The organism is Embleya australiensis (assembly GCF_051903075.1).
Classification (GTDB): Bacteria; Actinomycetota; Actinomycetes; order Streptomycetales; family Streptomycetaceae; genus Embleya.
Map to the genome: position 1 here is coordinate 551,200 of NZ_CP182423.1, position 23,474 is coordinate 574,673.

Consider the following 23,474-nt stretch of genomic DNA (forward strand, 5'->3'; position numbering starts at 1 on the left):
TACCGCTGATGATTCCGCTGTCGTACGCGCAACACCGGATCTGGTTCCTCAACAAGCTGGACGACGGGACGGGCTACCGCATCCCGTTGGTGTACCGACTCGTCGGGGAGCCGGACGTGCCGGCGCTGCGGGTCGCGTTCACCGATGTCCTGGCCAGACACGAGAGCCTGCGCACGATCTTTCCCGAGTCCGACGGCACCCCCCGCCAGGTGGTCCTGGAGGACCCCGCAACCTGGCCCGTCCTGGCGGTCGAACGAATTCGGCCGCCGGAACTGCCCGCGGTCCTTCGAGCCGCGGGAGCGCACGTCTTCGACCTCACCACCGAAGCGCCCGTGCGGTTCACCCTGTTCTCGCTCGGACCGGACGAGCACGTCCTGCTGATCCTCCTGCACCACATAGCGGCGGACGGCTGGTCGCGAGAACCACTCCTGCGCGACCTGGCGACCGCCTATGGGGCGCGGTGCGCGGGGCGGGCGCCGGGCTGGGATCCGCTGCCGGTCCAGTACATCGACTACACCCTGTGGCAGCGTGAACTGCTCGGCGACGAGGCTGATCCGAACAGTCTGATCAGCGAGCAACTGGCCCACTGGCGCGGCGCCTTGGCCGGCATCCCGGAGAATCTGTCGCTGCCCGTGGACCGGCCGCGGCCGGCCGCGGCCTCCCATCGCGGCGAGACGATCCCGATGCTGATCGCAGCCCGGACGCACCTGGCCCTGATCGAGTTGGCCAGAAAGGAGCGGGTCAGTCTCTTCATGGTGTTGCAGGCCGGGCTCGCCGCCCTGTTGACCCGGCTGGGCGCCGGCACCGACATCCCCATCGGTTCGGCCGTCGCCGGCCGGTCCGACGAGGCGATGGACGATCTGGTGGGGATGTGCGTCAACACGCTGGTGCTGCGCACCGACACCGGCGGTAATCCGTCCTTCCGGCAACTCCTGGCCCGGGTACGGGAGACGGACCTGGCGGCGTACGCACATCAGGACGTGCCGTTCGAACGGCTCGTCGACGTGCTCGCCCCCTCCCGTTCGGCGGCGTGGAACCCGCTGTTCCAGGTCATGCTCGTCCTGGAGGACCGCACCACGAACCTCCCCTACCTCCCGGGCCTGCCGGCCACCGAGGAAGAGATCGACAACCCGGACTCGAAAGTCGACCTGTCGCTCCATCTCCGGGAGCGACAGACCGACGACGGCAGCCCCGACGGCCTGGAAGGCGGCCTGGAGTTCGCCCGCGATCTGTTCGACTCGATCACCGCCGAACGCATGGTCGAACGGCTGGAGTCGGTGCTCGCGGCCATGGCTGCGGACCCGGACCGCTCCATCGGCGACGTGGAGATTCTCCGGCCCGGTGAGCGCGGCGCCCTCCTCGGCGGGTGCCGCCCGGCCCCGGCTCGAACCCGGGAGCAGTTGCTCCCCGGGCTCTTCGAGGCACAGGTGGCGCGTACTCCGGAGGCGACGGCACTGATTGCCGGACAGGCACGGACGACCTACCGGGAACTGAACGCGAGGGCCGACCGGCTGGCCCGATGGCTGACCGGCCGGGGTATCGGCGCCGAGGACATCGTGGCGCTGCTGCTGCCCCGCTCCATCGACGCGGTCGTCGCCATGCTCGGCGTGCTCAAGGCCGGCGCCGCGTACCTGCCCGTGGATCCGGATTACCCGGCCGCCCGGATCGCCTTCATGCTCACGGACTCGGCGCCCACGCTGCTCATCACCACGGGGAGCACGGCCGGCCCCGCCGGGGCGGGCACCGTCCCCGTGCTGGACATCGCCGCCCGGCAGCACGAGGCGGTGGATATGCCGCCCGAAACGGGACCGACCCGCAGTGCGCGGGCCGATGTGCCGCACGAGGCGAACGCCGCCTATGTGATCTACACCTCCGGTTCCACCGGCCGCCCCAAAGGCGTGGTGGTGGAACACCGTTCCCTGGCCGCCTATCTGGAACAGGCACGGGCGGCGTATCCGGACGCGGCCGGGTCGAGCCTTGTCCATACCTCGCTGTCCTTCGACCTGACGGTGACCGCCCTGTACACCCCGCTGGTGAGCGGCGGGCACGCGCGGTTGGACGAGTTGGCGGGGCCTCACACCGGCCCGCTCCGCCACTCCCTCTTGGACGTCACGCCGAGCCATCTCGACCTGATGGCGGCGATGCCGGTGGATCCGTCGCCGACCCGATGCCTGCTGATCGGCGGTGAGGCGTTGCGCGGGGAGTCGCTGGCCAGGTGGCGGGAGCAACACCCGGACGTCGTGGTCCACAACGTCTACGGCCCCACCGAGGCGACCGTCGACTGTGCCCGGTTCCGGCTCGACCCGGGCGAGCCCACACCGCCCGGACCGGTTCCCATCGGCCGCCCCCACGACGGCCTGAGCTTGTACGTCCTGGACGAGCGGCTGCGCCCGGTGCCGAGCGGCGTCGCGGGCGAACTGTACGTGGCGGGTCCGGCCCTCGCGCGAGGCTATCTGGACCGGTTCGCGCTGACGGCCGAGCGTTTCGTGGCGGATCCGTTCGGCCGGGCCGGTACCCGGATGTATCGCACCGGTGATCTGGTTCGCCTGCGCTCCGACGGCGAACTCGAATACGTCGGGCGGGCGGACCACCAGATCAAATTGCGCGGCCACCGCATCGAGCCGGGCGAAGTGGAGGCCGCGCTGCTGGCCCTGCCCGGCATCTCCCGGTGCGCGGTCGTGGTCCACGAGCGTTCTTCCGACGACAGACGCCTGATCGGGTATGTCGTCCCGACCGGTCCGGACGCGAGCGTGAGCCCGGCAGCCGTCCGGGCGGCCCTCGCCGACGCGCTGCCCGCACCGATGGTCCCCTCGGCCGTCGTGGTCCTTGCCCAACTGCCGGTCACGCCACACGGCAAGCTCGACCGCGCCGCTCTTCCGCCGCCGGAGACCGACGCACCGGTCGGTGACCGGCGGGCGCCGCGCACCCCGGCGGAGGCGTCGCTGTGCCAGGTGTTCGCCGAGGTGATCGGCGTCGACACGGTCGGCATCGACGACGGATTCTTCGAGTTGGGCGGGCACTCGCTGCTCATGCCGCGGTTGCTCACCCGGGCCAAGGAGGCCCTGGGGCTGGAACTGACCCTGAAGCAGTTGTTCGTGCGACCCACCGTGGCGCAGCTGCTCCGGGACCGGCCCGCGACGGCGGACCTGCTCGGCCCGCTGATCCGCCTACGCGGCGGAACGGGTCGGCCGCTGTGGTGCATCCATCCGGGGAGTGGCCTGGGCTGGAGTTACGCGGGCCTGCTGCCGTACATTCCGGCCCGACACCCGGTGTACGCCCTCCAGGCGCGCGGCCTCGACGGCTCCACCGCCCTGGCCGGCAGTTTCCCCGAGCTCGTCCGGGACTACTGCGCGCGGATCGTCGACATCCAACCGAACGGGCCGTACCTGCTTGCCGGTTGGTCCTTCGGTGGAGCCGCGGCCCATGCCGTCGCGGTCCGACTGCGCGCGTCGGGGCATGCGGTCGCTCTGCTCGCCGCCATCGACGCCTGGCCGGCGGGCGTCGGTACCGATCGCGACACCGAAGAGCCCTCCGACGTCCGGCTGGTGGCCTTCGACGGTGGGGAGGCGATGGCGGCCCTGGACGAGGAGTCGGTGGCCGCGCTGCTGCGGGCCACCGGCAACAACATCCGCCTCCTGCGGGATCCGGGGATCGTCCCGGAGTTCTTCGACGGCTCGCTGCTGCTCTTCGAGGCCGCGCCCGGCGGCCGGGCAACGCGGGTCGGGCAACGGTGGCGGTCCTGCATCGGCGGGGACATCGCGGTGGTGCCGGTGGACAGCGAGCACCTGCGGATGATGCGCCCCGCGGCGCTGCGCGTGATCGGACCGGTCCTCGCCCGGGCGTTGCGATCGACGATGCCCCTGTCGCCGGCGGTCAAGGAGCGGATCTGACATGTGCGGCATCACCGGGTCCATGGTCCTGAACAACGCTCGACCGACGACGGCCGAGGTACTGGAGCGGATGAGCGATACGTTGACGCACCGCGGCCCGGACGCGGCGGGCGCCCTGATCCAGGACGGTGTGGCGCTGGCCTGCCGCCGGCTGAGTCTGGTCGACCTCGCCGGCGGCGGGCAGCCGATGTCCAACGAGGACGGCAGCGTCACGATGGTGTGCAACGGCGAGATCTTCAACCACGTCGAGCTGCGCGCCCTGTTGCTCGCCCGGGGCCACCGATTCGGGTCGTCCTGCGACGTCGAGGTGATCCTGCACCTCTACGAGGACGAGGGGCCCGAGCTGTTGGCGCGACTCAACGGGCAGTTCGCGTTCGCGATCCACGACCGGCGCAGGCGACAGCTCTTCCTCGCGCGCGACCACGCCGGGATCGCTCCCCTGTACTACACGGACACCGGCGGGCACTTCGTCTTCGGATCGGAGATCAAGTCGATCCTGGAACACCCCGGCGTACCGCGCGACGTGGACCTCACCGGTCTGGACCAGGTCCTCACCTTCCCCGGGCTGGTGAGTCCGCGGACCATGTTCCGCGGCATCGAGAGCGTGCGCAACGGCCACTACCTGATCGTGCGGGACGGTGTCGTCACCGACCGGTGCTACTGGGCCCTGGACTACCCCCGCGACGACGTCGCGCACCGGCCCGACGAGTTCTACCCGGAACACCTGCGTGAACTGCTCACCCGGGCCGTTCGGCTCCGGATGCGGGCCGACGTCGAGGTCGGTTTCTATCTCAGCGGCGGCCTCGACTCCTCGCTGATCGGCGCGCTGGCGTCGCAATCGGGGCCCCCCGCCCACTCCTTCTCCATCACCTTCCCCGACGCGGCCATCGACGAGTCCGGGTATCAGCGCCTGATGGCGACCAAGGTGGGGTCCGTGCACCACGAGGCGGTCTTCACGGAGCAGGACACCGTCGCCGAACTCCAGCGCATGGTGCGCCATGCCGAGTGCCCGGTGAAGGAGACCTACAACACCTGCTCGCTGGTGCTGTCGGCGCTCGCGCGAGAACACGGCGTCAAGGCGATCCTGACCGGCGAGGGGGCCGACGAACTCTTCGGCGGGTATCCCGGGTACCGGTTCGACGCGGGTGGGCGCGGCCCGGCGGTGTCGGGCGACCCGCTGGAGGACGCCTTCGAGGACGACCTTCGCGCCCGGCTGTGGGGCGACCCGGAGCTCTTCTACGAGCGCCGGTACCACGCGTGGCGGGACGCGAAGTTCGAGCTCTACTCCGAGCAGGCCCGGGCCGCCTTCGAGGAGTTCGACTGTCTGCACCACCCGGTCGTCGACCACGAGCGCCTGGTGGGCAGGCCGCGGCTCAGTCAGCGCTCCTATCTGGACTTCACCCTGCGGCTGTCGGACCACCTGTTGACCGACCACGGGGACCGGATGGCCCTGGCCAATTCCGTGGAGGCCCGCTACCCGTTCCTCGACCGCGCCGTGCTCGATTTCGCCACCCAGGTTCCCAACCGGCTCAAGGTGGGCGCGCGGGGCGAGAAGCTCGTGCTGAAACAGGCCGCGGAGGCACTGGTGCCGCCGGAGATCATCCGCCGGGAGAAGTACGGGTTCCGCGCGCCCGCGAGCCCTCGGCTGCTCCGGCGCAACGTCGAATGGGTCGACGACCTGCTGTCCCCGGCGCGCATCGCCCGGCAGGGCTATTTCGATCCGGCGGTCGTGGAGCGGTTGCGCTCGCGCAGCCTGGACGCGGGCTTCGACCTGCATCCGCACCTGGACGACGATCTGTTGCTCGTCGTCCTGACGTTCGGAATTCTGCTGGACACCTTCAACCTTCCCGGTCACGTGTGAACGCGGGTCGAGCAAAGGAAACCGCAATGGCGTTCGAACCGATCCAGTCGCTTGTCGCCCGCGCGATCGACCGCTTCCCCGACCGAGTGGCCGTACAGACCGCGCACGGCTCGCTGCGCTATCGCGAACTGGATCAACGCGTCGACGCCGTCACGGCCGAGCTGTACCGGTGCGGAGCCCGGGCCGGCTCCGTCGTCGCGGTCCTCGCCGGCGACCGGGCCGAGCTGACCGCGGCCCTGCTCGCCGTCCTGCGGCTGGGCGGTGTGGTGGTCCCCCTCGATGTGGGCACCCGGCCGGATCGGCTGGGCCGGATGCTGCGCGAGGCGGACCCTGATCTCCTGGTCGTCGGCGCCGACGACGGCGACCTCGCGGAGGACGTGCGCGACACGTGCGACCGGGCCGGCCTGGTCGATCTCGGCACGGTCAAGGACCGACCCGGGAACGACTACCCGCCCCACGTGCCGGCGCCGGACGACCCCTGCTACCTGTTCTTCACCTCCGGCTCCACCGGCCGGCCCAAGGGGATTCTCGGCCGGCTGAGCGCGGTGGACCACTACATCCGCTGGGAGGCGGAGCTGCTCGGCGCCGGTCCCCAATGGCGGGTGGGCCAGCTGATCTCGCCCGCGTTCGACGCCGTGCTGCGCGACCTGCTCCTGCCGTTGAGCGTGGGCGCGACGGTATGCGTGCCGCCCGAGGACGTCCGGCTCGACCCGGTCGCCCTGTGCCGGTGGCTGGACCGGGAACGGATCGATCTGATCCACTGCGTGCCCTCGGTCCTTCGCGCCCTGGCGGGCGCGATCGACGCGGTCCGGCCGGGGTTCGAGGCGCTGAAGTGCGTGGCCCTGTCCGGCGAGCGCGTGCTGCCCGCCGACGCCGCCGGCTGGTTCGACCGCTTCGGCGAGCGGATCCGGCTGCTGAACCTCTACGGGCCCTCGGAAACCACCATGACGAAGACCTTCCACTTCGTCACCGCCGCCGATGCCCGGGGCAGGTCCGTCCCGATCGGGCGCCCGATGCCCGACACCGTCGTCCTGCTGCTCGACGAACGCGGCCGGGAGGTACCGCCGGGGCGGGTCGGCGAGATCTACCTGCGTACGGCCTACCGCAGCCTCGGGTATCACCGCAGGCCGCAGGAGACCGAACGCGCCTTCATCGCCGACCCCACCCGGCCGGGCGGCGACGAAGTCGTCTACCGGACCGGGGACTTCGCCCGCCTGCTACCCGACGGCACGCTCGACTTCCTCGGCCGCAGGGACCGACAGGTCAAGGTCGGCGGCGTGCGGGTGGAGCTGGACGGGGTGGAGCAACTCCTGCGCGAGGACCCGTCGGTCGCCGAGGCGGCCGTCGTGTCGGTCGAGCCGGACGACGCCCCGCCGTACCTGTGCGCGTTCGTCGAGACCGGCTCCGGAACGGATCCCGAGGAGCTTCGCTCCCGGCTGGGCGAGCATCTGCGCGAGCACCTGCCGGACGGCGCGGTCCCGGCGGTGATCGTGCCGCTGGAGCTCATCCCGCGCACCATCAGCGGCAAGATCGACCGCAAGGCGCTCACCGTGCCCGTGCGGCCCCCCGCCCGACCCGACCCGGACGCCGTCGCACCGCGCACCGCCACCGAACGCACGATCGCCGGGATCTGGGCGCGTACGCTGCCGGCCCCGGTCGACGACGTGCACACCCGGTTCTTCGACGTGGGCACCTCGCTGGCCGTGATCTCGGTACTGGCGCGACTGACCGAGGAGTTCGGGGTGTCCGTCCCGCTGGCGGACTTCCTGGCGAACCAGACGATCGAGGGCCTGTCGAACCTGGTCGAGCGCTTGCTGCTCGCCGACGACGACGCCGACGACGACCTCTTCGGGAGCTGACATGACCGACCAGCCACTGGACGCCGAGCAGGCCGATTCCGTCGAACGCCGGGTGCGGACGGCCGTGTTGGACCAGGACGGCGTCCTCGACTGCGCCGTCGTGTTCAACGAGGCCGACCCCGCGGCGGCCGGCGCCCGCGCCTGTGTCCGGTGCGGGATCAGCGCGGCGTACCCGGGACTGCGCTTCGACCCGGACGGGGTCTGTTCGCTGTGCGCGCGCTACGCCGCCCATCGATCGGCGATGCACGCCTACTTCCGTGACCCGCGGGAGCTGGCACCGCGCCTGCGCGAGGCCGCGCGGGGGCGCGGCTCGGACTACGACTGCCTGCTGCTGTTCAGTGGCGGCAAGGACAGCACGTATGTGCTCTACCAGCTCGTGGAACTGGGTCTGCGGGTGATGACCTTCACCTTCGACAACGGGTTCATCTCGCGGACCGCGCTGCGCAACGTCGAGACCGTCACCGCCGAACTGGGCATCGAACACGTCACCGCCACCCACGCCGACCAGAAGCGGATCTTCCTGAACTCGCTCCAGGAGCACAAGAGCGTATGCAACGGGTGCTTCCGCTCCCTCCTGGACCTGAGCACCGAACTCGCGCACCGGCGCGACATCCCCACGGTGGTCACCGGGCTCTCCCGCGGCCAGATCATGGACGAGCGGCTGTCCTGGTTCCACGAGCGGGGCATCTTCGACGTGACCGAGATCGAGGAGAAGCTGCGGCTGGGCCGGGAGGTGTACCACCGGGCCGCGGGCACGGTCGACGCCGCCGCGGTGAACGCGGTCCAGGTCGTCGACTACTTCCGCTACTCGGCGGTGACCAAGGAGGACGTGCGAACCTTCCTGCGCGAGCGCTCGTCGTTCTGGGCGCAGCCCACCGATACCGGGTTCTGCAGCTCGAACTGCATGATCAACGATGTGGGCACCTACGTTCACGCCGCGGAGCGCGGTTTCCACAACTACGAGGCGCCGACCCGCTGGGAGGTACGGCTCGGGCACCTGGACGTCGCCGAGGCGGACGCGGAGCTGCGCCCTCCGGTGGAGACCGCGCAGGTGAAACGGATGCTGGCCAGGATCGGCTATCCGGACCCGGCCGACGCCGACCGGACGGGCGCCCGGCTGGCGGTCTACTACGTCGCCGACCCGAGCGCGTCGGGCGACCGGCTCGCGGCCGCGGTGGCCGATGCCCTGCCGCCCGCACTGGTACCGGCGCAGTGGGTGCGGGTGGCGGAGATCCCCAGGGTCGCGGGCGCCGTGGATCAGTGGGCTCTGCGCGGGATGCACCGCCCGAAGGCCCCGGGCTCGCGGGGCGGGGGCGTCACCGCGGACGCGGATTCCGATCGCTCGGTCGCGGTCCGTCCGGTACAGCGTCGGATTCTCGATCGGGATCCGGTCCGGGCGGCGCACCGGGCCCGAGCCCTGTTCCTGACCTCGGAGTCCGGTTTCCCGGTCACCGACCTGAAGCGGGTGTGGCTGCAACTGCTGTTGCACCACGAGGCGTTGCGGCTGCGGTTCGGCCACGGGGATCAGGGCTGGCGGCAGTCCCGGGGCGGCCTCGGCGGTGCGGTCCACGTCTCGCGGGTGGACCTCACCGGCCAGGACCCGGGCGCGCAGGGGCAGGTGTTGCGTCGGCTCACCGACCGGATGCGGGCCCGGCTGCACGTCGATCGGGGTCCGCTGCTGCGGGCCGCGGTGGTCGACCGGGGCACCCGGCCGGCGGGTCTGTTGATCGTGGTGCACGAACTGGCCGCGGATGTCGAGTCCTGGCGGGTGCTGTTGGCGGACCTGGCCTTGGGGCTGGGACAGCTCCAGGCGGGCTCGGACGTCCGGTTGCCGCCTGCCGCGTCGTTCCTGGACCACCCGGCCGAGCCCGCCGGCGTCGAGGACGAGGCGGGCCCGGAGGTCGCCGGGGCCGCCTGTGTCCTCCCGGGTTCGCCCGCACCCGAGCCGATCGCCGAGGAGCCGCTCGAAGCGCGCTGTCCGGTGCGCGCGGCGACGGCCCGTGACGTCGCCGCTGCGATCGCGCACGTGCTGGTCGAGGAGTTCGGCGGCGGGCGACTGGTCGCGGACGTCCTCGATCACACCACGCGCAGGCCCGCGGCACGGGTGATCGGTCCGCTGGCCGAAGCGGACCGCTGGGTGGTGACCCCGCTCGTGCGGGGAGCGAGCGTCGTACGGGCCGCGGGAGCGGCCGAGCCGGCCAGGGTGCGCTACGAACACTTCGGCGATCCGGCCGCCGCGCTGCTTCCGTCGGGGGTGGCCTGGACGCTGCGCGACACGGTGTGGCGGGACTTCGCCGGGCCGGGGCACCCGGGCGACACCGATGCGACGATCACCGGTGTCGTCGACGCCGGCGAGCTTGTGCTCACCTGGTGGTGTCCCGCCTCCGTGGGCACGCGGCTGGCGGCGGCCCACATCCCCGAGCGCGTCGCGCGGCGGCTGATCGGGGAGCAGGCCGGCTGAGGTGGCGCGCTCACGCACCCTCGGTGTGCTCGGTGGGATGGGACCGGCGGCGACGGCGGAGTTCCTGCGGCTGCTGGCCGTGCGCGTCGCGGCCGGCGGCGACCAGGAGCACCCCCGGATCCTGATGCTGTCCGAGCCGGGCATCCCGGACCGGACCGCCGCGCTGCTCAGGGGCGACGACGCACCGCTCCTGCCGATCCGGCAGGCGCTGTTCACCCTTGCCGGCTGGGGCGCGGAGCTGCTCGCGGTGCCCTGCAACACCGCGCACGTCTACATCGACCGATTCCGCAGCCGACTGCCGGTGCCCCTGGTGCACATCGTGGAGGCGAGCGTGCGGGCCGCCGAGGTCGCCAGTCCCGACGGGGCCTGGTTGACGGCCACCGCGGGTACCGTCGCCGGCGGCATCTATCAGCGCTATGCGCGGCACCGGGGATACCGACTCCTGCTCCCCGACGAGGCGCTCCAGCAGCGCATCCACGCCGCCACCGTGCTGGTGAAGGCGAACCGGCTGCCGGCTGCCGGCGCGACCCTGGGTTCGGCGGTCCACGAGCTGCTGCGCATTCGGTGCCTGCCGGTGATCAGCGCCTGTACCGAACTCCCGCTCGCCTACGCGCACAGCGGGCTGCCGGCGGAATTCCAGGTGTCCAGCGTCGACGCGCTGGCGTCGGCCTGCGCGCACGCCCTGTACCCCCACCGCGGACCGGTACCGGGCCTGCTCTCGTCGACGGCCCGACGGGCGGTCGCCGGGTCCGGCTCCGGGTCCACGTCCGATCCCCCCGAAGGAGCACGATGACACGCTCACGCCTGTCGAAGGAACGCCGGCTGCTGCGCGAGACGGTCGCCGACTTCGCCCGCGCCAAGGTGGCTCCGGTGATCGCCGATATCTACCGACGCGAGGAGTTTCCCTACGAACTGGTCGCCGCCATGGGCCGCATGGGCTTGTTCGGACTGCCCTTCGAGGAACGCTACGGCGGCATGGGCGGGGACGTGTTCACCCTGTGTCTGGCCATCGAGGAACTGGCCAGAGTGGACTGCTCGGTGGCCGTCGCACTGTCCGCGGGCGTGACGCTCGGCGCGATCCCCATCCATCGGTTCGGCACCGCGGCACAGAAGGAACGCTGGCTCCCCGCCCTGTGCACCGGCGAGCGGATCGCCGGCTTCGGGCTCACCGAACCCGGCGGCGGGACCGACACGGCGGCGGCCCGCACCAAGGCGGAACTCGACGGCGACGAATGGGTGATCAACGGCAGCAAGGCGTTCATCACCAACTCCGGCACCGACATCACCAGCCTGGTCACGGTAACGGCGGTGACCGGTACCCGCGCCGACGGCGCCAAGGAGATCTCCGCGCTCGTCGTGCCGTCGGGCACACCGGGCTTCACGGTGGCGCCGTCGTACTCCAAGGTGGGCTGGTGCGCCTCGGACACCCACGAACTCGGTTTCGCCGACTGCCGGGTGCCGGCCGAGCACCTGCTCGGCGAACGCGGCCTGGGCATCGCGCAGTTCATGTCGGTGCTGGACGAGAGCAGGATCGCGATCTCGGCCGTCGGAGCGGGGATGGCCCAGGGCTGCGTGGACGAGTGTGTGCGCCATGCCCAGGAGCGGACGGCGTTCGGGCAGCGCATCGGCGCGTACCAGTCGATCCAGTTCAAGATCGCCGACATGGAGACGCGCGCCCACTCCGCACGCCTGGCCTACTACTCGGCTGCGGCCTCGATGCTGCGCGGCGAGTCCTTCTCGAAGGAGGCGGCGATGGCCAAGCTGGTCTCCTCCAGGGCGGCGATGGACAACGCCAGGGACGCGACCCAGATCTTCGGTGGCTCCGGCGTGATGAACGACAGCCCCGTGGGCCGCTTCTACCGCGACGCCAAGATCCTGGAAATCGGCGAAGGCACCACCGAGGTACAACAGATGATGATCGCCAGGCACCTCGGCCTGTCCTGACCCCACCGCCGAGCAGGCCCGGGCATGGCGACGGACGTCCGCGCGGCCCGACCCCGGCGCAGTGGACGCCGGCGCCGACGACTCGGGGCGCGAGGAACCCGCTCCCCGGGCTCCGATCACATCTTCATTCCGCCGTGGGCCGGGCAGGCATGGAGTGAGGATTCGAGGGCATACATGATCTCTTCGGATGCACGCGACGGGGGATGCGGGGTGGGCCGTCATGGTTCGGGTCGTCGACGAAGGGGACCGGCGGGTGCCGGTCGGGGCCCCCGTCATGGTCACCGCGATGTTCGAGGGCGGCGAGGAGATTGCCGCCGCCCGCGCTCTGACCCGCGACTTCCTGACCGACCTGCAGGCCGTGCACGGCCTTCCCGTCTCGAACCGCGTCATGGGCGTGGTGCAACTCGTCGTCAGCGAACTGGTGACCAACGCCCGCAGACACGCCCCCGGCCCGTGCACGCTGACCCTGGAGGCATCGGACGGCACGATCGACGTCACGGTGTGGGACGGCGATCCCACGCTGCCGATCGCCCGCGCCGCCGACCCGGGCAGGGTCGGCCAACACGGACTCGAGATCGTCCTGGCCGTCGCCCGGGGCTTCACCGCCTGCCGCGAACCCGTCGGCAAACGCATCACCGCCACCATCGCCTTGGCCGACGACCCCGCGGGAGACCCCGCAGGCCGCCCACCGTGACGGACCACACCCGCCCCGGGACCGCTGCCCGCCGACGGTGACGACCAGGAGCCCTCGCGAACCCGGCTCCGCGGGCCCGTCCGCGTTGATCCCCGGGCCGGCCCGGATCCGCCTGAGATCCACGCCCCGATGCTTCGGGTGCCCGTAGGCGACCCGGATCACAGCGACTCCAAGAATTCGCGGACGACGTCGATGAACCCGGCTGGGTCGGTCGCATGTACGGTGTGGCCGGTCGGGAGCTCGGCCAACCGTGTTCCGGGGCGGCGTTGCGCCATCGCCTTGGCCTCCACGGATCCGAGGATGTCGCTTTTGGTGCCGTGGATGAGCAGGGCCGGACAATCGGTGGCCAGCCATTGGCTCCAATAGTCGCCGACCTGTTGGCGCCCGGAGCGGACCATGTCCTCCGGGCTGAACGCCAGGCCCCACCCGTCGGGGAACTCACGCACGGCACCCGTGAGGTAGCGAGCCGAGTCACCGAGCCCTTCGATCAGACCGGATCGAGTCGCCGCCCGACGCGGCCAGGCGAGAGCGAACGAGAGGTCGTGATCCAGTTCGACCCCGATGTCCTCGATGATCAAGGCCTCGACGCGGTGCGGCTCGCGAGCGGCGAGCTGGTAGGCGTTGACCCCGCCCAGTGAATGGCCGAGCACGACGGCCCGGCCGACGCCGAGGTGGTCCAGCAACCTCACCGCATCGTCGACGTACCCTGCACGGGAGTAGTCGGCCGTACGGTCCGAGAAACCGTGCCCTCGCTGATCCAGTGCGATCACCCGCCAGTCGGGCGTCAACTCCTCGGCCAGGCGGGTGAACGTGCGGCCTTCGTCGAAGTGGCCGTGCAGGGCGAGGAGGACACGCCCCGACCCGCCGAAGTCGAGGAACGACAAGCTCCTCCCGTCCACGTCCAGACAGGATCTCGACGGTTCGGCGGGGATCTCGCCCGATATCCGTAGTGTCATGGGGAACAGCATGCCTGGGGTCACCGACAACGAAGCTCACGCCGGGAGCAGAAGCGACGCGAGGTCGACGAGGTGCGGCCGCATGCCCCGGGTACGTCCCTGGTGAGCCCGGCCCGGAATCCGACCGTCAGCTCGGCGGGCGGATCGACAGGGTGTGACGAAAGACGTCCCGGGGGTCCCACTTGGCCTTGACGCGTTGCAGGCGCGGATAGTTGGCCCCGTAATAGAGGGTGTACCAGGGGACGCCGGAGGTGTTCCGGGCCGGATCTGCCAGGTCGTTGTCGGGGTAGTTGATGTAGGTGCCGTCGCTGACCTCGCCGGGCACCGGGGCGCCGCCGGTGTCGGCGTAGACGTCGCGGTAGAAGGCGCGGACCCAGGCCAGATTGTCGGCGTCGTCGTCCTCGCTCAGCCAGAGCGTCTGGTAGACCGCCTTCATGATCGCGCCGCGTTGGGCGATCGCGGTGGCGTCCGGGGCCACCGCGCCGACCCGGCCGCCGTAGCCGATGAGCAGCATGCCGCCGTGCTCGGTGCCGGTGTCGTCGGTCAGGTAGCGGTGGACGGTGTCGAGTTGGGTATCGGTGAGGGAGCGGCGCAGATAGCCGGCCTTGAGCTTGTACCGACGGGTGAACACGTCGCCGGGTTCGCCCAGGCCGGGCCAGGTGGTGAGGTGCATCCAGGGCATGGTCAGTCCCTGGTTCACGATCGGTTCCACGTCGGTGTCGCCGCGGACCGCCGTCACGAAGTCGGCCACCATCGCGGCCGCGTTCGGGATGTCCGCGTCGATCTGCACGATCATCTCGAAGGACGCGGCCTTGCGGTGTCGGGGCAGCATGATCGCGTACAGGCCGGCGTACGGCGAGTCCGGTGCGCTCCAACGCTCGTGCCAGCGGCCGAAGTTGCGCAGAAGGGACGTGAACACGTGCGCGGTCATCCGGTGGTTCCATGCCCACACGACCAGGTATTCCAACATGTCGCGCGGCGCGGGCGGCAGCACGTGGGACGGATCGTGGCCCACGGCATCCGGCGAGCGCAGCCAATACCGGGTGACCACACCGAAGTTGCCGCCGCCCGCCCCGGTGTGTGCCCACCACAGGTCGCGATGGGGGTCACCCTCCTCGCGGGTCGCGACCACCGCCCGCGCGGTGCCGTCCCGGCCGACCACGACCACTTCCACGCCGTACAGATGGTCCACCACCGAGCCGTAGCGGCGCGACAGCGGCCCGTATCCGCCGCCGACGAAATGGCCACCGGCGCCCACCTCGGGGCATCCGCCGGCCGGGATGGTCACACCCCAGCCCTTGGCCAGGGTCCGGTACACGTGTCCGAGCGTGGCCCCGGGCTGCACCGCGAACGCGCCGCGTCCGGCGTCGTATCCGACCGCGTCCATCGGTGACAGGTCGAGCAACATCCTTACGGCCGGGTCCGCGGTGAAGTCCTCGAAGCAGTGGCCGCCGCTGCGAACCGCGATGCGCCGACCGGTGCGTACCGCGTCGGAGACGGCGCGCACCACCTGCTCGGTCGAGCCGAGCACCCGGATCTCGCTCGGACGACCCACGAACCGGAAGTTGTTGCCGCGTACCAACGCGCCGTAGCGAGCGTCGTTCGGCCGCACCGTCACGGGCCCGAACGCGGTGGCCTCCGGCGGTGCGGCTGCCTGTGGCGGCGCGGGAGTCTCGGGCGGCGCCGGGGCCGCCGGCGCCTCGGGCGTCGGATCGGTGGGCGCGGCGGCGGCTTCGGGGCCGAGCGCGCCGGCCAGTCCGCTCGCGGCCAACGCACCGGCGGCGCCGGCGAGCAACCCTCGACGATCGATCGAGTAGGGCTTCGGATCGGGTGGATTCATCACGATCTCCCTCTGTCCGGACCCGCGGCGCCGACCGAACTCCCGCCCTCCGGCGCCCCATACGGCGATCCTCCCGCACCCGGAAGGACGGGGACATCCGCCGAATCCCACGACTCGACAAAAACCCCGATGGAGCCAACGGCCACCCTGCCCTCGATGTGCGCCTTGCTCCCGCTCTCGCCTCCGTAGGCGTCGATCCGGACGGGCTCCCCGTCCGCCCCCTTGGGCGGGGACAGGCCGGATGACTGAGCCGACCGCGCTGACGGCCGTCACGCGCCGTGGGTCTCGCGCCAGGCTGTCCGGCGGGCGCGGTCCGTATCGCGCAGGCGCGCGGCGAGGGCGACGAACTCCTTCCGGGCCTTGTCAGGGTCGCGGCCCTCGAGGAGGAAGCCGGCGTAGGAGTCGAGGTTCCAGCTGAAGAGCACACCGTGCCGGGCGAAATACACGGCCAGGGCGCGGATGCGGAAGGTGTCGGCGGTGTCGAGCCAGGCGCCGGTCAGCATCTTCCACAGGCGACGGCGACCCCGGGTGTGCGCGTCGTCGGCCCTCACCAGCGACACCACTTCCAGCAATGTCGCGCCGTTGGGGCCGTTGAGCAGGAAGACGTTGTCGTCCCAGTGCTCGAAGATCACCGGGTTGGTGATGCCCCAGGGTCTGCCGACCGGTGGATCGCCGGCCAGACGACGCATCCGCGACAGCGCGCCGGAGGCATTGAGCCGCTGTGTCAGGGCCAGCGGGTCGGCGATCACCTCGTCGTCGGCGGTGCGGTGCAGTTGCGTCACGGTCGGTGCGTCGTCGCGAAAGATCCGGAACAGCGGGTGCTCGACGCTGTCGTTGCGGTAGGCGTACTGGAACGACCCGAGGAGCCAGCACAACCGGGTCAGGCCCTTCTCCGGTCCGGGCCCGCCGAAGCGGCCCGGTAAAGCGTGCGCGGCGAAATAGGCCCGTATTCGCTCGAACAGCTCGGCCAACGGCGCCTCGTCGGGCAGACCGGGACGCGAGAAGCGGCGGTGGTCGCGCTCGTTCGAGGAGAAGTCGTCGCCGACCGTCGCTCCGGCATCCCGCATGGTTTGCAGGTCGAGCCAGCCGTCCGGCGTCGGGCGCATGTCCAGCGCCCGACGCCGGAAGTGTGCCGGGAGCGGGGCGTGGGTCGGATACCGTGCCGCCTGGGCGTCGGCCCAGGACCGCGTGACCAGCCCCGCCCGGGCCAGGCCCAGCAGCGCGGAATAGGGCGGGGCGGGCTGGATCAGTGCGCCGAGCCGCAGAGCCAGGGTCCGGTCGGCCTGGCTCCAGTGATGCCTCTCGACCTTGCCTTCGGGCCGGATGATCGCGTGCTCGCGCAGGTGCTCGGTCACGCGCCTTGCTGCCTCTTCCGAGCCGGTCAGCCTCGACTGGCACCATTCGCCCAACTCACCGTGGTAGAGATGCGAGATGATCGACACACGGTGATCGTACGTTCGCCGACCGGCGTTCGGGTCCCTCCACGCGCCTTCGTCCGGCGGGCCACCACTCGTCGCACGCTCGGCCCGGTCTGCGGCGGGTGGGCCCGGTCGAAGATCGCGCGCGAGCGCCTCGGACATGGCCCATCCGCAGGGATGCTCCCGCTTCGACGCCGGGGGGGCGACTCTCCCGGGGACCCGTATTGTCGACGATCCGATGCTCGACTCCGGCCTTCGATGCGCCCCCGGCCGTCGGTGACGGGCACGGTCGTCGGGTCCCGTTCGGATCCGTCGGCGATGTGCGCCCCGCGGTTTCGCCACCGGCGGGGCGGCGCCCTCTCGGCGGCGCCGGTGGTCGGCTCGTGGTCACTCCGGTCGGGACGGCGCCGCGCGGTAGCGTCCCGGGGTGGTGTGGAACTCGCGGTTGAAGGCGTGGGAGAGCGCGTAGGGGGTGCCGTAGCCGACCTGGCGGGCGATGGTGGCCAGGGAGTCGGGGGTGTCGCGCAGGAGGGTTGCGGCGAGGGTGAGGCGCCACCAGGTGAGGTAGTTCATCGGAGGGCGGCCGACCAGGACGGCGAATCGCCTTGCCAGAGTGGGGCGCGACACGCCGACCTCGGCGGCGAGGCGGTCGTTGGTCCAGGGCGCCGCGGGATCGGAGTGCAGGGCCCTGAGTGCGGCGGCGGTCACCGGATCGCCCAGTACGGTCGGCCAGATTCCCGTCGTGTCCTCACTCATCCACGCGCGGATCATGTAGACGAGGAGCAGGTCGAGCAGGCTGGGGACCGCGACGCAGGCCCCGGGCTGCCGTTCGCCCAGTTCCCGGCCCAGCAGGTCGATGGCGGACCGGAGCGCGGGATGGCCGCCCACCTGGTGCGGGAGGTGTACGACCTGGGGCAGTTCGGCCATGAGCGGATGCATCCGGGCGCGGTCGAGCCGGTACTTGCCGCACAACATTCGCACTTCGTCGGTGTCCGATGCCGGATGGTCGGGGGGACGTGTCGCCTGCCACTGCTCGAACGGGACGGCCCGTTCCCGCGCGGCGGCGTCCGGTTCGGTGTGGCGGTCGGCGATCGTGTGCCCCGCGCCGTGCGGCAGGAGTACCGCGTCGCCGGTGCCGAGCAGGAGCGAGGGGCCGGGGCCGTCGGGCGACAGGCGGCATCCGCCCTCGAGTACGACGTGGAAACCCGCGCCGTCATACGGGGCGAGCCGGGTGCACCAGCTTCCGCTGATGCCGACGCGGGTGCAGGATGGGCGCCCGATCCGTACGGCGCCTATCGCGTCGCTCACGACATCCATGGGGTCAGGGTATCCATGAGTCGAAGGAGTGAGACGTACGCGTATCCGAATGAGCTTTCGAGACATTGAGAGCGCCATCCCTGCTTTCTAGGGTCGACGGCATGAGCATCGAGAACGCACCGAGCATCGTGCTGGGAGACGTCGAGATCATCCGCCTCGTGGAGTGGCAGGGGCCGTACGTACCGGCCCGCACGCTGGTCCCCGACTCGCCGGAGGGATTGTGGAAGGAGAACCGCGACCGGCTCGCCCCGGATCACTGGAACCCGGACGACGACCAGGCGGTGGTCGCGTTGCAGACGTGGATCCTGCGCAGCGGCGGCCGAACCATCGTGGTGGACCCGGGGATGGGCGACGAACGCGAGCGTCCGGGATCGGTGTTCCACCATTGGCGCAGCGACTTCCCCGACCGGCTGACCCGGCGAACCGGAATCCGCCCCGAGGACGTGGACATCGTGGTCAACACCCACCTCCACGCCGACCACGTCGGCTGGAACACCACGGGCCCCGCGGGCGAGTGGGTACCGACGTTCCCCAACGCCCAATACCTGCTGCCCGCCGCCGACGACTTCCACTTCGGCCCGGCCAACGCGTACGGAGGCGAACTGCGCGTGGACGACCGGCTGATCTACGAGGACAGCATTGCCCCGCTCCACCGGGCCGGGCAGGTCGTGTCGTGGGACGGCGCGCACCGCATCGACGCGGTTCTCACGCTGGAATCGGCCCCGGGCCACACACCCGGCTCGTCCGTGCTGCGGGTCGACTCCGGGGGTGAACGGGCGGTCCTGGTCGGCGACTTGGTGCACAGCCCGGTACAGATCCTCGCCCCCGCGTGCAGCAGTTGCCTGTGCCTGGACCCGGTACGGGCTGCGGCCAGTCGACGGCGCGTACTCGAACGGGCGGCTGACGAGCGGGAGTTGGTCATCCCCGCGCACTTCGGCGGAGCGGGAGCCGTGGAGGTCCGACGCGCGGGGAGCGGCCTCGCCCTCGGACCGTGGGCCGCCTACCGCACGCTGTGAGTGTGCGGTCGCTCCCTCGGCCCCGGGGCCCGCCCCGCCGCGATGTCCACTCGTGTCGCCGCCGGGTCGGACCTGCCGCCGCAGGGCCGAAGAGGCGGCCGGCGCAACGGCCGGCGGGCCGCGACCGCCTTGGCCGTCGTCGTGTCGGCCGCGCTCGGCACCACGGCGGCAGTACTCGCGCCGGACGAGTTCCCCGCGCCCGACGACGGTGCCACATCGGGGGCTCACCCAGCGATCGCCACCACCGGCCCGACGTTCACAAGCGCCGCCCCTTCGCCGTCCGCCGGTGCGCCCGCCCCTCCCCCGAATCCGCAGAGGGATGGCCTGCGACGGCCTCAGGTGCCGTCGGCGCCGAAGCCTGCGACGGCCAGCCGGAAGGCGCGGTCCGCCTGCGTCGCCGGGTCGGCGTGATTCTCGGTGGCCAGGGCGATTCCGACGATCAGTACGAGCAGATCGTCGATGGTGATGTCCGGCCGGACGGTCCGGTCGTCGATGGCCTTGCGCAGCAGCACGGCTCCGGCCGCACCGATGGCCGGCGCACAGGAGTCCGGGGTGGCCTCCTTCCCGAGGGGCTCGTAGGAGAGGACGTCTGCCAGACCGCGTGCGGCGAGCGAGTAGGCGAGCAGCTCGCGCAGCCATTCCACCAGCGCGGAGCGGCTGTCCTGCTCGCCGCTGAGCGTATGAGCGCGATCACACAGGTCGTGGACGCGCTGTTTGAAGACGGCTTCGAGTAGGGCCTTGCGGGTGGGGAAGTGGCGCCGCACGGTGGCTGATCCGACTCCCGCGATACGGGCGATCCGTTCCAGGGATGCCTGGGCCCCCTGGGCCGCCACCTCGGCCTCGGCCACGGCCAGGATGTGCGTGTGGTTGCGGCGGGCGTCCGAACGCTGGCCGGTCATGATCTCCCCAACATTGATAAACGGCGGGCCCCGCCGTATCGTAGCGAACACGAAACGGCGGGCCCCGCCGTTTATGCCGCGTGGCCGCCGAGGAGAAGACGTGCACATGATCGATGCCGCGATACCGGTTCTCGTCACCGGAGCCACCGGCCGTCAAGGCGGTGCCACCGCCCGCGTCCTGCTCGCGCAAGGAACACCGGTGCGCGCCCTGGTGCGCGACCCGAGTACGCCGCGAGCACGAGCCGTCGAAGAACTCGGCGCACACCTGTTCGTGGGCGATCTCACCGAACCGGCGACCCTTGAGGCGGCCGTGGACGGCGTGCGGGCCGTCTTCTCCGTGCAGATGCCCGCATACACCGAGCAGGGGTTCGACTTCGCCGGCGAGGTCCGCCAGGCGGACAACCTCATGACGACTGCGCGGGCCGCCGGTGTGGAGCAGTTCGTCCAGTCCTCCACCAGCGGCGTGGGACAGCACGTCGAGGCCCCGGGCTGGGCCGAAGGACGGTGGGCGGCGCTGGAAGCCCCGCTCGGCACGAAGGCCGCGATCCAGGACCGGCTGCGCGAACTCGACTTTCCGTATTGGACGTTGCTCAAACCGTCGTTCTTCATGGAGAACTTCGAGCCGTCCATGCGGTTCTACTTCCCCCGCGGCCTCGAGGGAGGACTGGTCACCATCGTCAAACCGAGCACGCACCTGGCACTCGTGGCAGCCAAGGATGTGGGCCGAGCAGCGGCGGCTGCCATGTCCGCCCCCGCCGAGTTTCATCGAGTGGAACTGGAGCTCGCCGGCGACTACCTGACCATGGCCGAAATCGCCGAGATCCTCTCCCGCGCCGTCGGAGTCCCGCTGAGCGCCCCGGACATGACCGAGGAACAGGCACGTGCGGCGGGCATGGGAGACATGGGTGCCACGCACGAGTTCATACAGGTGGTCGGCCAGCCGGCCCGGCCGCGGTTCGCTCGTGCGCTGGGCATCGAGCCGACCGGCTTCGAAGAGTGGGCGCACGAGCATCTGCGAACCGCCGCCTGAGCGGGAGCGCGATCCATCGCGGTGGTGATCACAGGAGTGCGGCCAGGCCGGGGGCCGCGTCGGTGTCGCACTCGCCGACCGAGCCGCTGTCGCCGGCGCCTGCACCGCCCCCGCCGGGCGCGCTCTGGGCCCCCTTCGCATGACCCCTCTCCCGATGCGCGCCACGTTCGGGTGAACCACTCGCGCACCCAACTCCCCGGAACATCCGAGCCGTTGGACCCGAGGGACGAGACACCGGACGAGTGTTCCGCCGCGCACACGACGGGATCCGGCAGCGGCCCGCTTCGTTGCGATCGCGAAACCGTGATTGGATGACGAGGGTGACGGCAAGCACCGATGACATCGAGAAGGCGGCGGCCGTGCTGCGCGCCGGCGGCCTGGTGGCCCTGCCCACCGAAACCGTCTACGGACTGGGCGCCGACGCCGAGGATCCCGCCGCCGTCGCGCGCATCTTCCAGGTCAAGGGGCGTCCGCCCTCCCATCCTCTCATCGTCCACATCGGCGGGGCGGAACACCTGGACGACTGGGTGCAGGACGTGCCCGCGACGGCGCGCCTGCTGGCGGAACACTTCTGGCCGGGGCCGCTCACGCTGGTTCTGCGGCGCGGCAGCCGGGTGCCCCTCGAAGCGACCGGTGGCCTGGAGACGGTCGCCGTGCGCGTGCCCGACCATCCCGTGGCGCTCGCGCTGCTGGCGGCCTTCGGCGGGGGTGTGACGGCTCCGTCCGCCAACCGGTTCGGCCGGGTCAGTCCCACCGCGGCGAACGACGTGCGTGCCGAGTTCGGGGATGCCGTCGACTTCGTCCTGGACGGCGGCCCCTGCGAGGTCGGCGTCGAATCCACCATCGTCGACGTCACGGGGGATGTCCCGAGCATCCTGCGGCCCGGCGGGGTGACGCGCGAGGAGCTCGAAGCGGTGCTGGGGTTCCCGCTCTCGGTCCCGTCGACCAGCCCCATTCGAGTACCGGGCCGGCATCCGTCCCACTACGCGCCGCAGGCGCGCGTCGTCCTCGTCGAGCCCGGGAAGATCGTCGCCGAAGCGGAACTCGCCCGGGATCTGGGACACCGGGTGGGCGTCTTCCTGCCGGCATCCCTCACCGGCACGCCGGTGAAGGCCCACGCCGTGGTGGCGGTGCCCGCTTCGACAGCCGCCTACGCGCGCGGGCTGTACGGGTTCCTGCGCCAACTCGACCGGCAGGGGTGCGACGTCATCATCGCGTCCTTGCCGGAGGAGGAGGGACTGGGACTGGCGATCGCCAACCGGCTCCGCCGCGCCGCGGGACCGCGACCCACCCCGTAACCGCTGATCGCGATGGGCCTGGGCGCGCTGCGGCATCCGCGTCACGCGGCGATGGCCGAAGTGTTCACGTTCGGCTCGGTCGGCGCGTACGCGGCGGTGCGTCGCGCCGACGCGGAACTCCTCGAAGTATCGCCCTCGTTGCCGGGCGGCGGCGCGGTCGGCGCCGAAGCGCTCAGGAAACCGGGGGACCGGGACGCGCCTCGTCGAGTCCGCGGGAGGCGACGAGGCGGGCGCTGCCGTCGGCCAGCCGGTAGGACAGGCCCACCACGCCGACGCGGCCTGCGGCCAATCGCTCGGCCAGGACGTGGGAGCGTTCCAGCAGGAGGTCGACGGTGTGCTCGATGTGCTCGGCCAGGATCTCGTCGGCTGTGTCGCGTCCGGCGGCGCGGGCCGCGAGCACGCTCGGGGTCACCCGTTCGACGACGTCGCGCAGGAAGCCGCCCGGCGTCTGCCCGTCCGCCAGGGCGGAGTTGGCCGCGGCGATGGCGCCACACGAGTCGTGGCCCAGGACGACGACCAGTGGCGCGTCGAGGACGCTCACACCGAACTCGACGGAGCCGAGCACCTCCGCACCGACGACATGCCCTGCGGTGCGGACCACGAACAGGTCGCCCAGCCCCCGATCGAAGATGATCTCGGCGGCCAGTCGGGAGTCGGAGCACCCGAACAGCACGGCGAAGGGCTGCTGGGAGGGAGCGGTCTCGGCGCGGCGCGTCGCGTCCTGGTTCGGATGCTCGGGAGAGCCCGAGACAAAGCGTTGATTACCGGCCAACAGCAGTTCGAAGGCTTCGCGGGGCGTCGGGATCCGTGGGTCGGTCATGACCGCAGCCTATGCATTGACCAGTGAGGTTGCCGAGGCGGCCGGCGGGTGGGCGGCCTTGGGGTTCGCCAATCGGCGGCGGCGGGCCATGCGGACGATCGGACCGGCCACGGGGTCCGGCCGCAGCGCTCGCGGCGGAGACTCCCGTCGGATCGGGTCGTGGTCGGTACA

Annotated in this window: 16 protein-coding genes; 10 read left to right on the forward strand and 6 right to left on the reverse strand. The window is 71.4% G+C overall.

Annotated features, from left to right (window positions below; translation table 11 throughout):
• Positions 1-8: 8 nt before the first annotated feature.
• From ACMXN5_RS32745 to ACMXN5_RS32775, 7 genes are all read left to right on the forward strand, one after another.
• Positions 9-3,890: a non-ribosomal peptide synthetase gene (locus ACMXN5_RS32745; RefSeq protein WP_439678515.1), complete on the forward strand. Its 3,882-nt coding sequence runs from the start codon at positions 9-11 to the stop codon at positions 3,888-3,890.
• Position 3,891: 1 nt separating this feature from the next.
• Positions 3,892-5,751, forward strand: coding sequence for an asparagine synthase (glutamine-hydrolyzing) (gene asnB, locus ACMXN5_RS32750; protein ID WP_439678516.1), 1,860 nt, complete (start codon positions 3,892-3,894; stop codon positions 5,749-5,751).
• A gap of 26 nt (positions 5,752-5,777) precedes the next feature.
• Entirely contained in the window at positions 5,778-7,610 is a 1,833-nt protein-coding gene (locus ACMXN5_RS32755) for a non-ribosomal peptide synthetase (RefSeq protein ID WP_439678517.1), read from the forward strand.
• Position 7,611: 1 nt separating this feature from the next.
• Positions 7,612-10,071, forward strand: a complete 2,460-nt coding sequence (locus tag ACMXN5_RS32760; protein WP_439678518.1) for a condensation domain-containing protein — start codon at positions 7,612-7,614, stop codon at positions 10,069-10,071.
• 1 nt (position 10,072) lies between these two features.
• Complete coding sequence (locus tag ACMXN5_RS32765) at positions 10,073-10,864, forward strand: aspartate/glutamate racemase family protein (RefSeq protein ID WP_439678519.1); 792 nt, start codon at positions 10,073-10,075, stop codon at positions 10,862-10,864.
• A complete protein-coding gene (locus ACMXN5_RS32770) occupies positions 10,861-12,015 on the forward strand; it encodes an acyl-CoA dehydrogenase family protein (protein WP_439678520.1) in 1,155 nt (384 codons plus the stop codon). The genes ACMXN5_RS32765 and ACMXN5_RS32770 overlap by 4 nt, the downstream gene beginning before the upstream one ends.
• A gap of 220 nt (positions 12,016-12,235) precedes the next feature.
• Positions 12,236-12,709, forward strand: a complete 474-nt coding sequence (locus ACMXN5_RS32775) for an ATP-binding protein (protein ID WP_439678521.1) — start codon at positions 12,236-12,238, stop codon at positions 12,707-12,709.
• A 158-nt stretch (positions 12,710-12,867) separates the two neighbouring features.
• Here ACMXN5_RS32775 and ACMXN5_RS32780 read toward each other — a convergent pair whose 3' ends face one another.
• The 4 genes from ACMXN5_RS32780 to ACMXN5_RS32795 all read right to left on the reverse strand — a co-directional run bounded on the left by ACMXN5_RS32780 (position 12,868) and on the right by ACMXN5_RS32795 (position 18,240).
• Positions 12,868-13,665, reverse strand: a complete 798-nt coding sequence (locus tag ACMXN5_RS32780) for an alpha/beta fold hydrolase (RefSeq protein ID WP_439678522.1) — start codon at positions 13,663-13,665, stop codon at positions 12,868-12,870.
• Between the two features lie 127 nt (positions 13,666-13,792).
• Positions 13,793-15,505 carry an FAD-binding oxidoreductase gene (locus ACMXN5_RS32785; protein ID WP_439678523.1) on the reverse strand — a complete coding sequence of 571 codons (1,713 nt, stop codon included), beginning with the start codon at positions 15,503-15,505 and terminating at the stop codon, positions 13,793-13,795.
• Between the two features lie 269 nt (positions 15,506-15,774).
• Positions 15,775-16,947, reverse strand: coding sequence for a hypothetical protein (locus tag ACMXN5_RS32790; RefSeq protein WP_439678524.1), 1,173 nt, complete (start codon positions 16,945-16,947; stop codon positions 15,775-15,777).
• Between the two features lie 363 nt (positions 16,948-17,310).
• Complete coding sequence (locus ACMXN5_RS32795) at positions 17,311-18,240, reverse strand: AraC family transcriptional regulator (RefSeq protein ID WP_439678525.1); 930 nt, start codon at positions 18,238-18,240, stop codon at positions 17,311-17,313.
• Between the two features lie 101 nt (positions 18,241-18,341).
• Between ACMXN5_RS32795 and ACMXN5_RS32800 the strand changes: the two genes are divergently transcribed.
• A complete protein-coding gene (locus ACMXN5_RS32800) occupies positions 18,342-19,256 on the forward strand; it encodes an MBL fold metallo-hydrolase (RefSeq protein ID WP_439678526.1) in 915 nt (304 codons plus the stop codon).
• Positions 19,257-19,591: 335 nt separating this feature from the next.
• Here the strand turns inward: ACMXN5_RS32800 and ACMXN5_RS32805 are convergent, their stop codons facing one another.
• A complete protein-coding gene (locus ACMXN5_RS32805; RefSeq protein WP_439678527.1) occupies positions 19,592-20,155 on the reverse strand; it encodes a TetR/AcrR family transcriptional regulator in 564 nt (187 codons plus the stop codon).
• 106 nt (positions 20,156-20,261) lie between these two features.
• Between ACMXN5_RS32805 and ACMXN5_RS32810 the strand changes: the two genes are divergently transcribed.
• Entirely contained in the window at positions 20,262-21,185 is a 924-nt protein-coding gene (locus ACMXN5_RS32810; RefSeq protein WP_439681325.1) for an NmrA family NAD(P)-binding protein, read from the forward strand.
• 311 nt (positions 21,186-21,496) lie between these two features.
• Positions 21,497-22,483, forward strand: coding sequence for an L-threonylcarbamoyladenylate synthase (locus tag ACMXN5_RS32815; RefSeq protein WP_439678528.1), 987 nt, complete (start codon positions 21,497-21,499; stop codon positions 22,481-22,483).
• A 172-nt stretch (positions 22,484-22,655) separates the two neighbouring features.
• On the opposite strand, the gene ACMXN5_RS32820 is transcribed toward ACMXN5_RS32815, so the two are convergent.
• The gene (locus ACMXN5_RS32820; protein WP_439678529.1) at positions 22,656-23,303 is read right to left on the reverse strand and encodes a carbonic anhydrase; all 648 of its coding nucleotides are present in this window, start codon (positions 23,301-23,303) and stop codon (positions 22,656-22,658) included.
• Between the last annotated feature and the right edge of the window lie 171 nt (positions 23,304-23,474).

Bases quoted from the DNA above. Each gene is read 5' to 3' on its own strand.
- ACMXN5_RS32745 (WP_439678515.1), top strand. From the start codon at position 9: ATGATTCCGCTGTCGTACGCGCAACACCGGATCTGGTTCCTCAACAAG.
- asnB (WP_439678516.1), top strand. From the start codon at position 3,892: ATGTGCGGCATCACCGGGTCCATGGTCCTGAACAACGCTCGACCGACG.
- ACMXN5_RS32755 (WP_439678517.1), top strand. From the start codon at position 5,778: ATGGCGTTCGAACCGATCCAGTCGCTTGTCGCCCGCGCGATCGACCGC.
- ACMXN5_RS32760 (WP_439678518.1), top strand. From the start codon at position 7,612: ATGACCGACCAGCCACTGGACGCCGAGCAGGCCGATTCCGTCGAACGC.
- ACMXN5_RS32770 (WP_439678520.1), top strand. From the start codon at position 10,861: ATGACACGCTCACGCCTGTCGAAGGAACGCCGGCTGCTGCGCGAGACG.
- ACMXN5_RS32775 (WP_439678521.1), top strand. From the start codon at position 12,236: ATGGTTCGGGTCGTCGACGAAGGGGACCGGCGGGTGCCGGTCGGGGCC.
- ACMXN5_RS32780 (WP_439678522.1), bottom strand. From the start codon at position 13,665: ATGACACTACGGATATCGGGCGAGATCCCCGCCGAACCGTCGAGATCC.
- ACMXN5_RS32785 (WP_439678523.1), bottom strand. From the start codon at position 15,505: ATGAATCCACCCGATCCGAAGCCCTACTCGATCGATCGTCGAGGGTTG.
- ACMXN5_RS32795 (WP_439678525.1), bottom strand. From the start codon at position 18,240: ATGGATGTCGTGAGCGACGCGATAGGCGCCGTACGGATCGGGCGCCCA.
- ACMXN5_RS32800 (WP_439678526.1), top strand. From the start codon at position 18,342: ATGAGCATCGAGAACGCACCGAGCATCGTGCTGGGAGACGTCGAGATC.
- ACMXN5_RS32805 (WP_439678527.1), bottom strand. From the start codon at position 20,155: ATGACCGGCCAGCGTTCGGACGCCCGCCGCAACCACACGCACATCCTG.
- ACMXN5_RS32810 (WP_439681325.1), top strand. From the start codon at position 20,262: ATGATCGATGCCGCGATACCGGTTCTCGTCACCGGAGCCACCGGCCGT.
- ACMXN5_RS32815 (WP_439678528.1), top strand. From the start codon at position 21,497: ATGACGAGGGTGACGGCAAGCACCGATGACATCGAGAAGGCGGCGGCC.
- ACMXN5_RS32820 (WP_439678529.1), bottom strand. From the start codon at position 23,303: ATGACCGACCCACGGATCCCGACGCCCCGCGAAGCCTTCGAACTGCTG.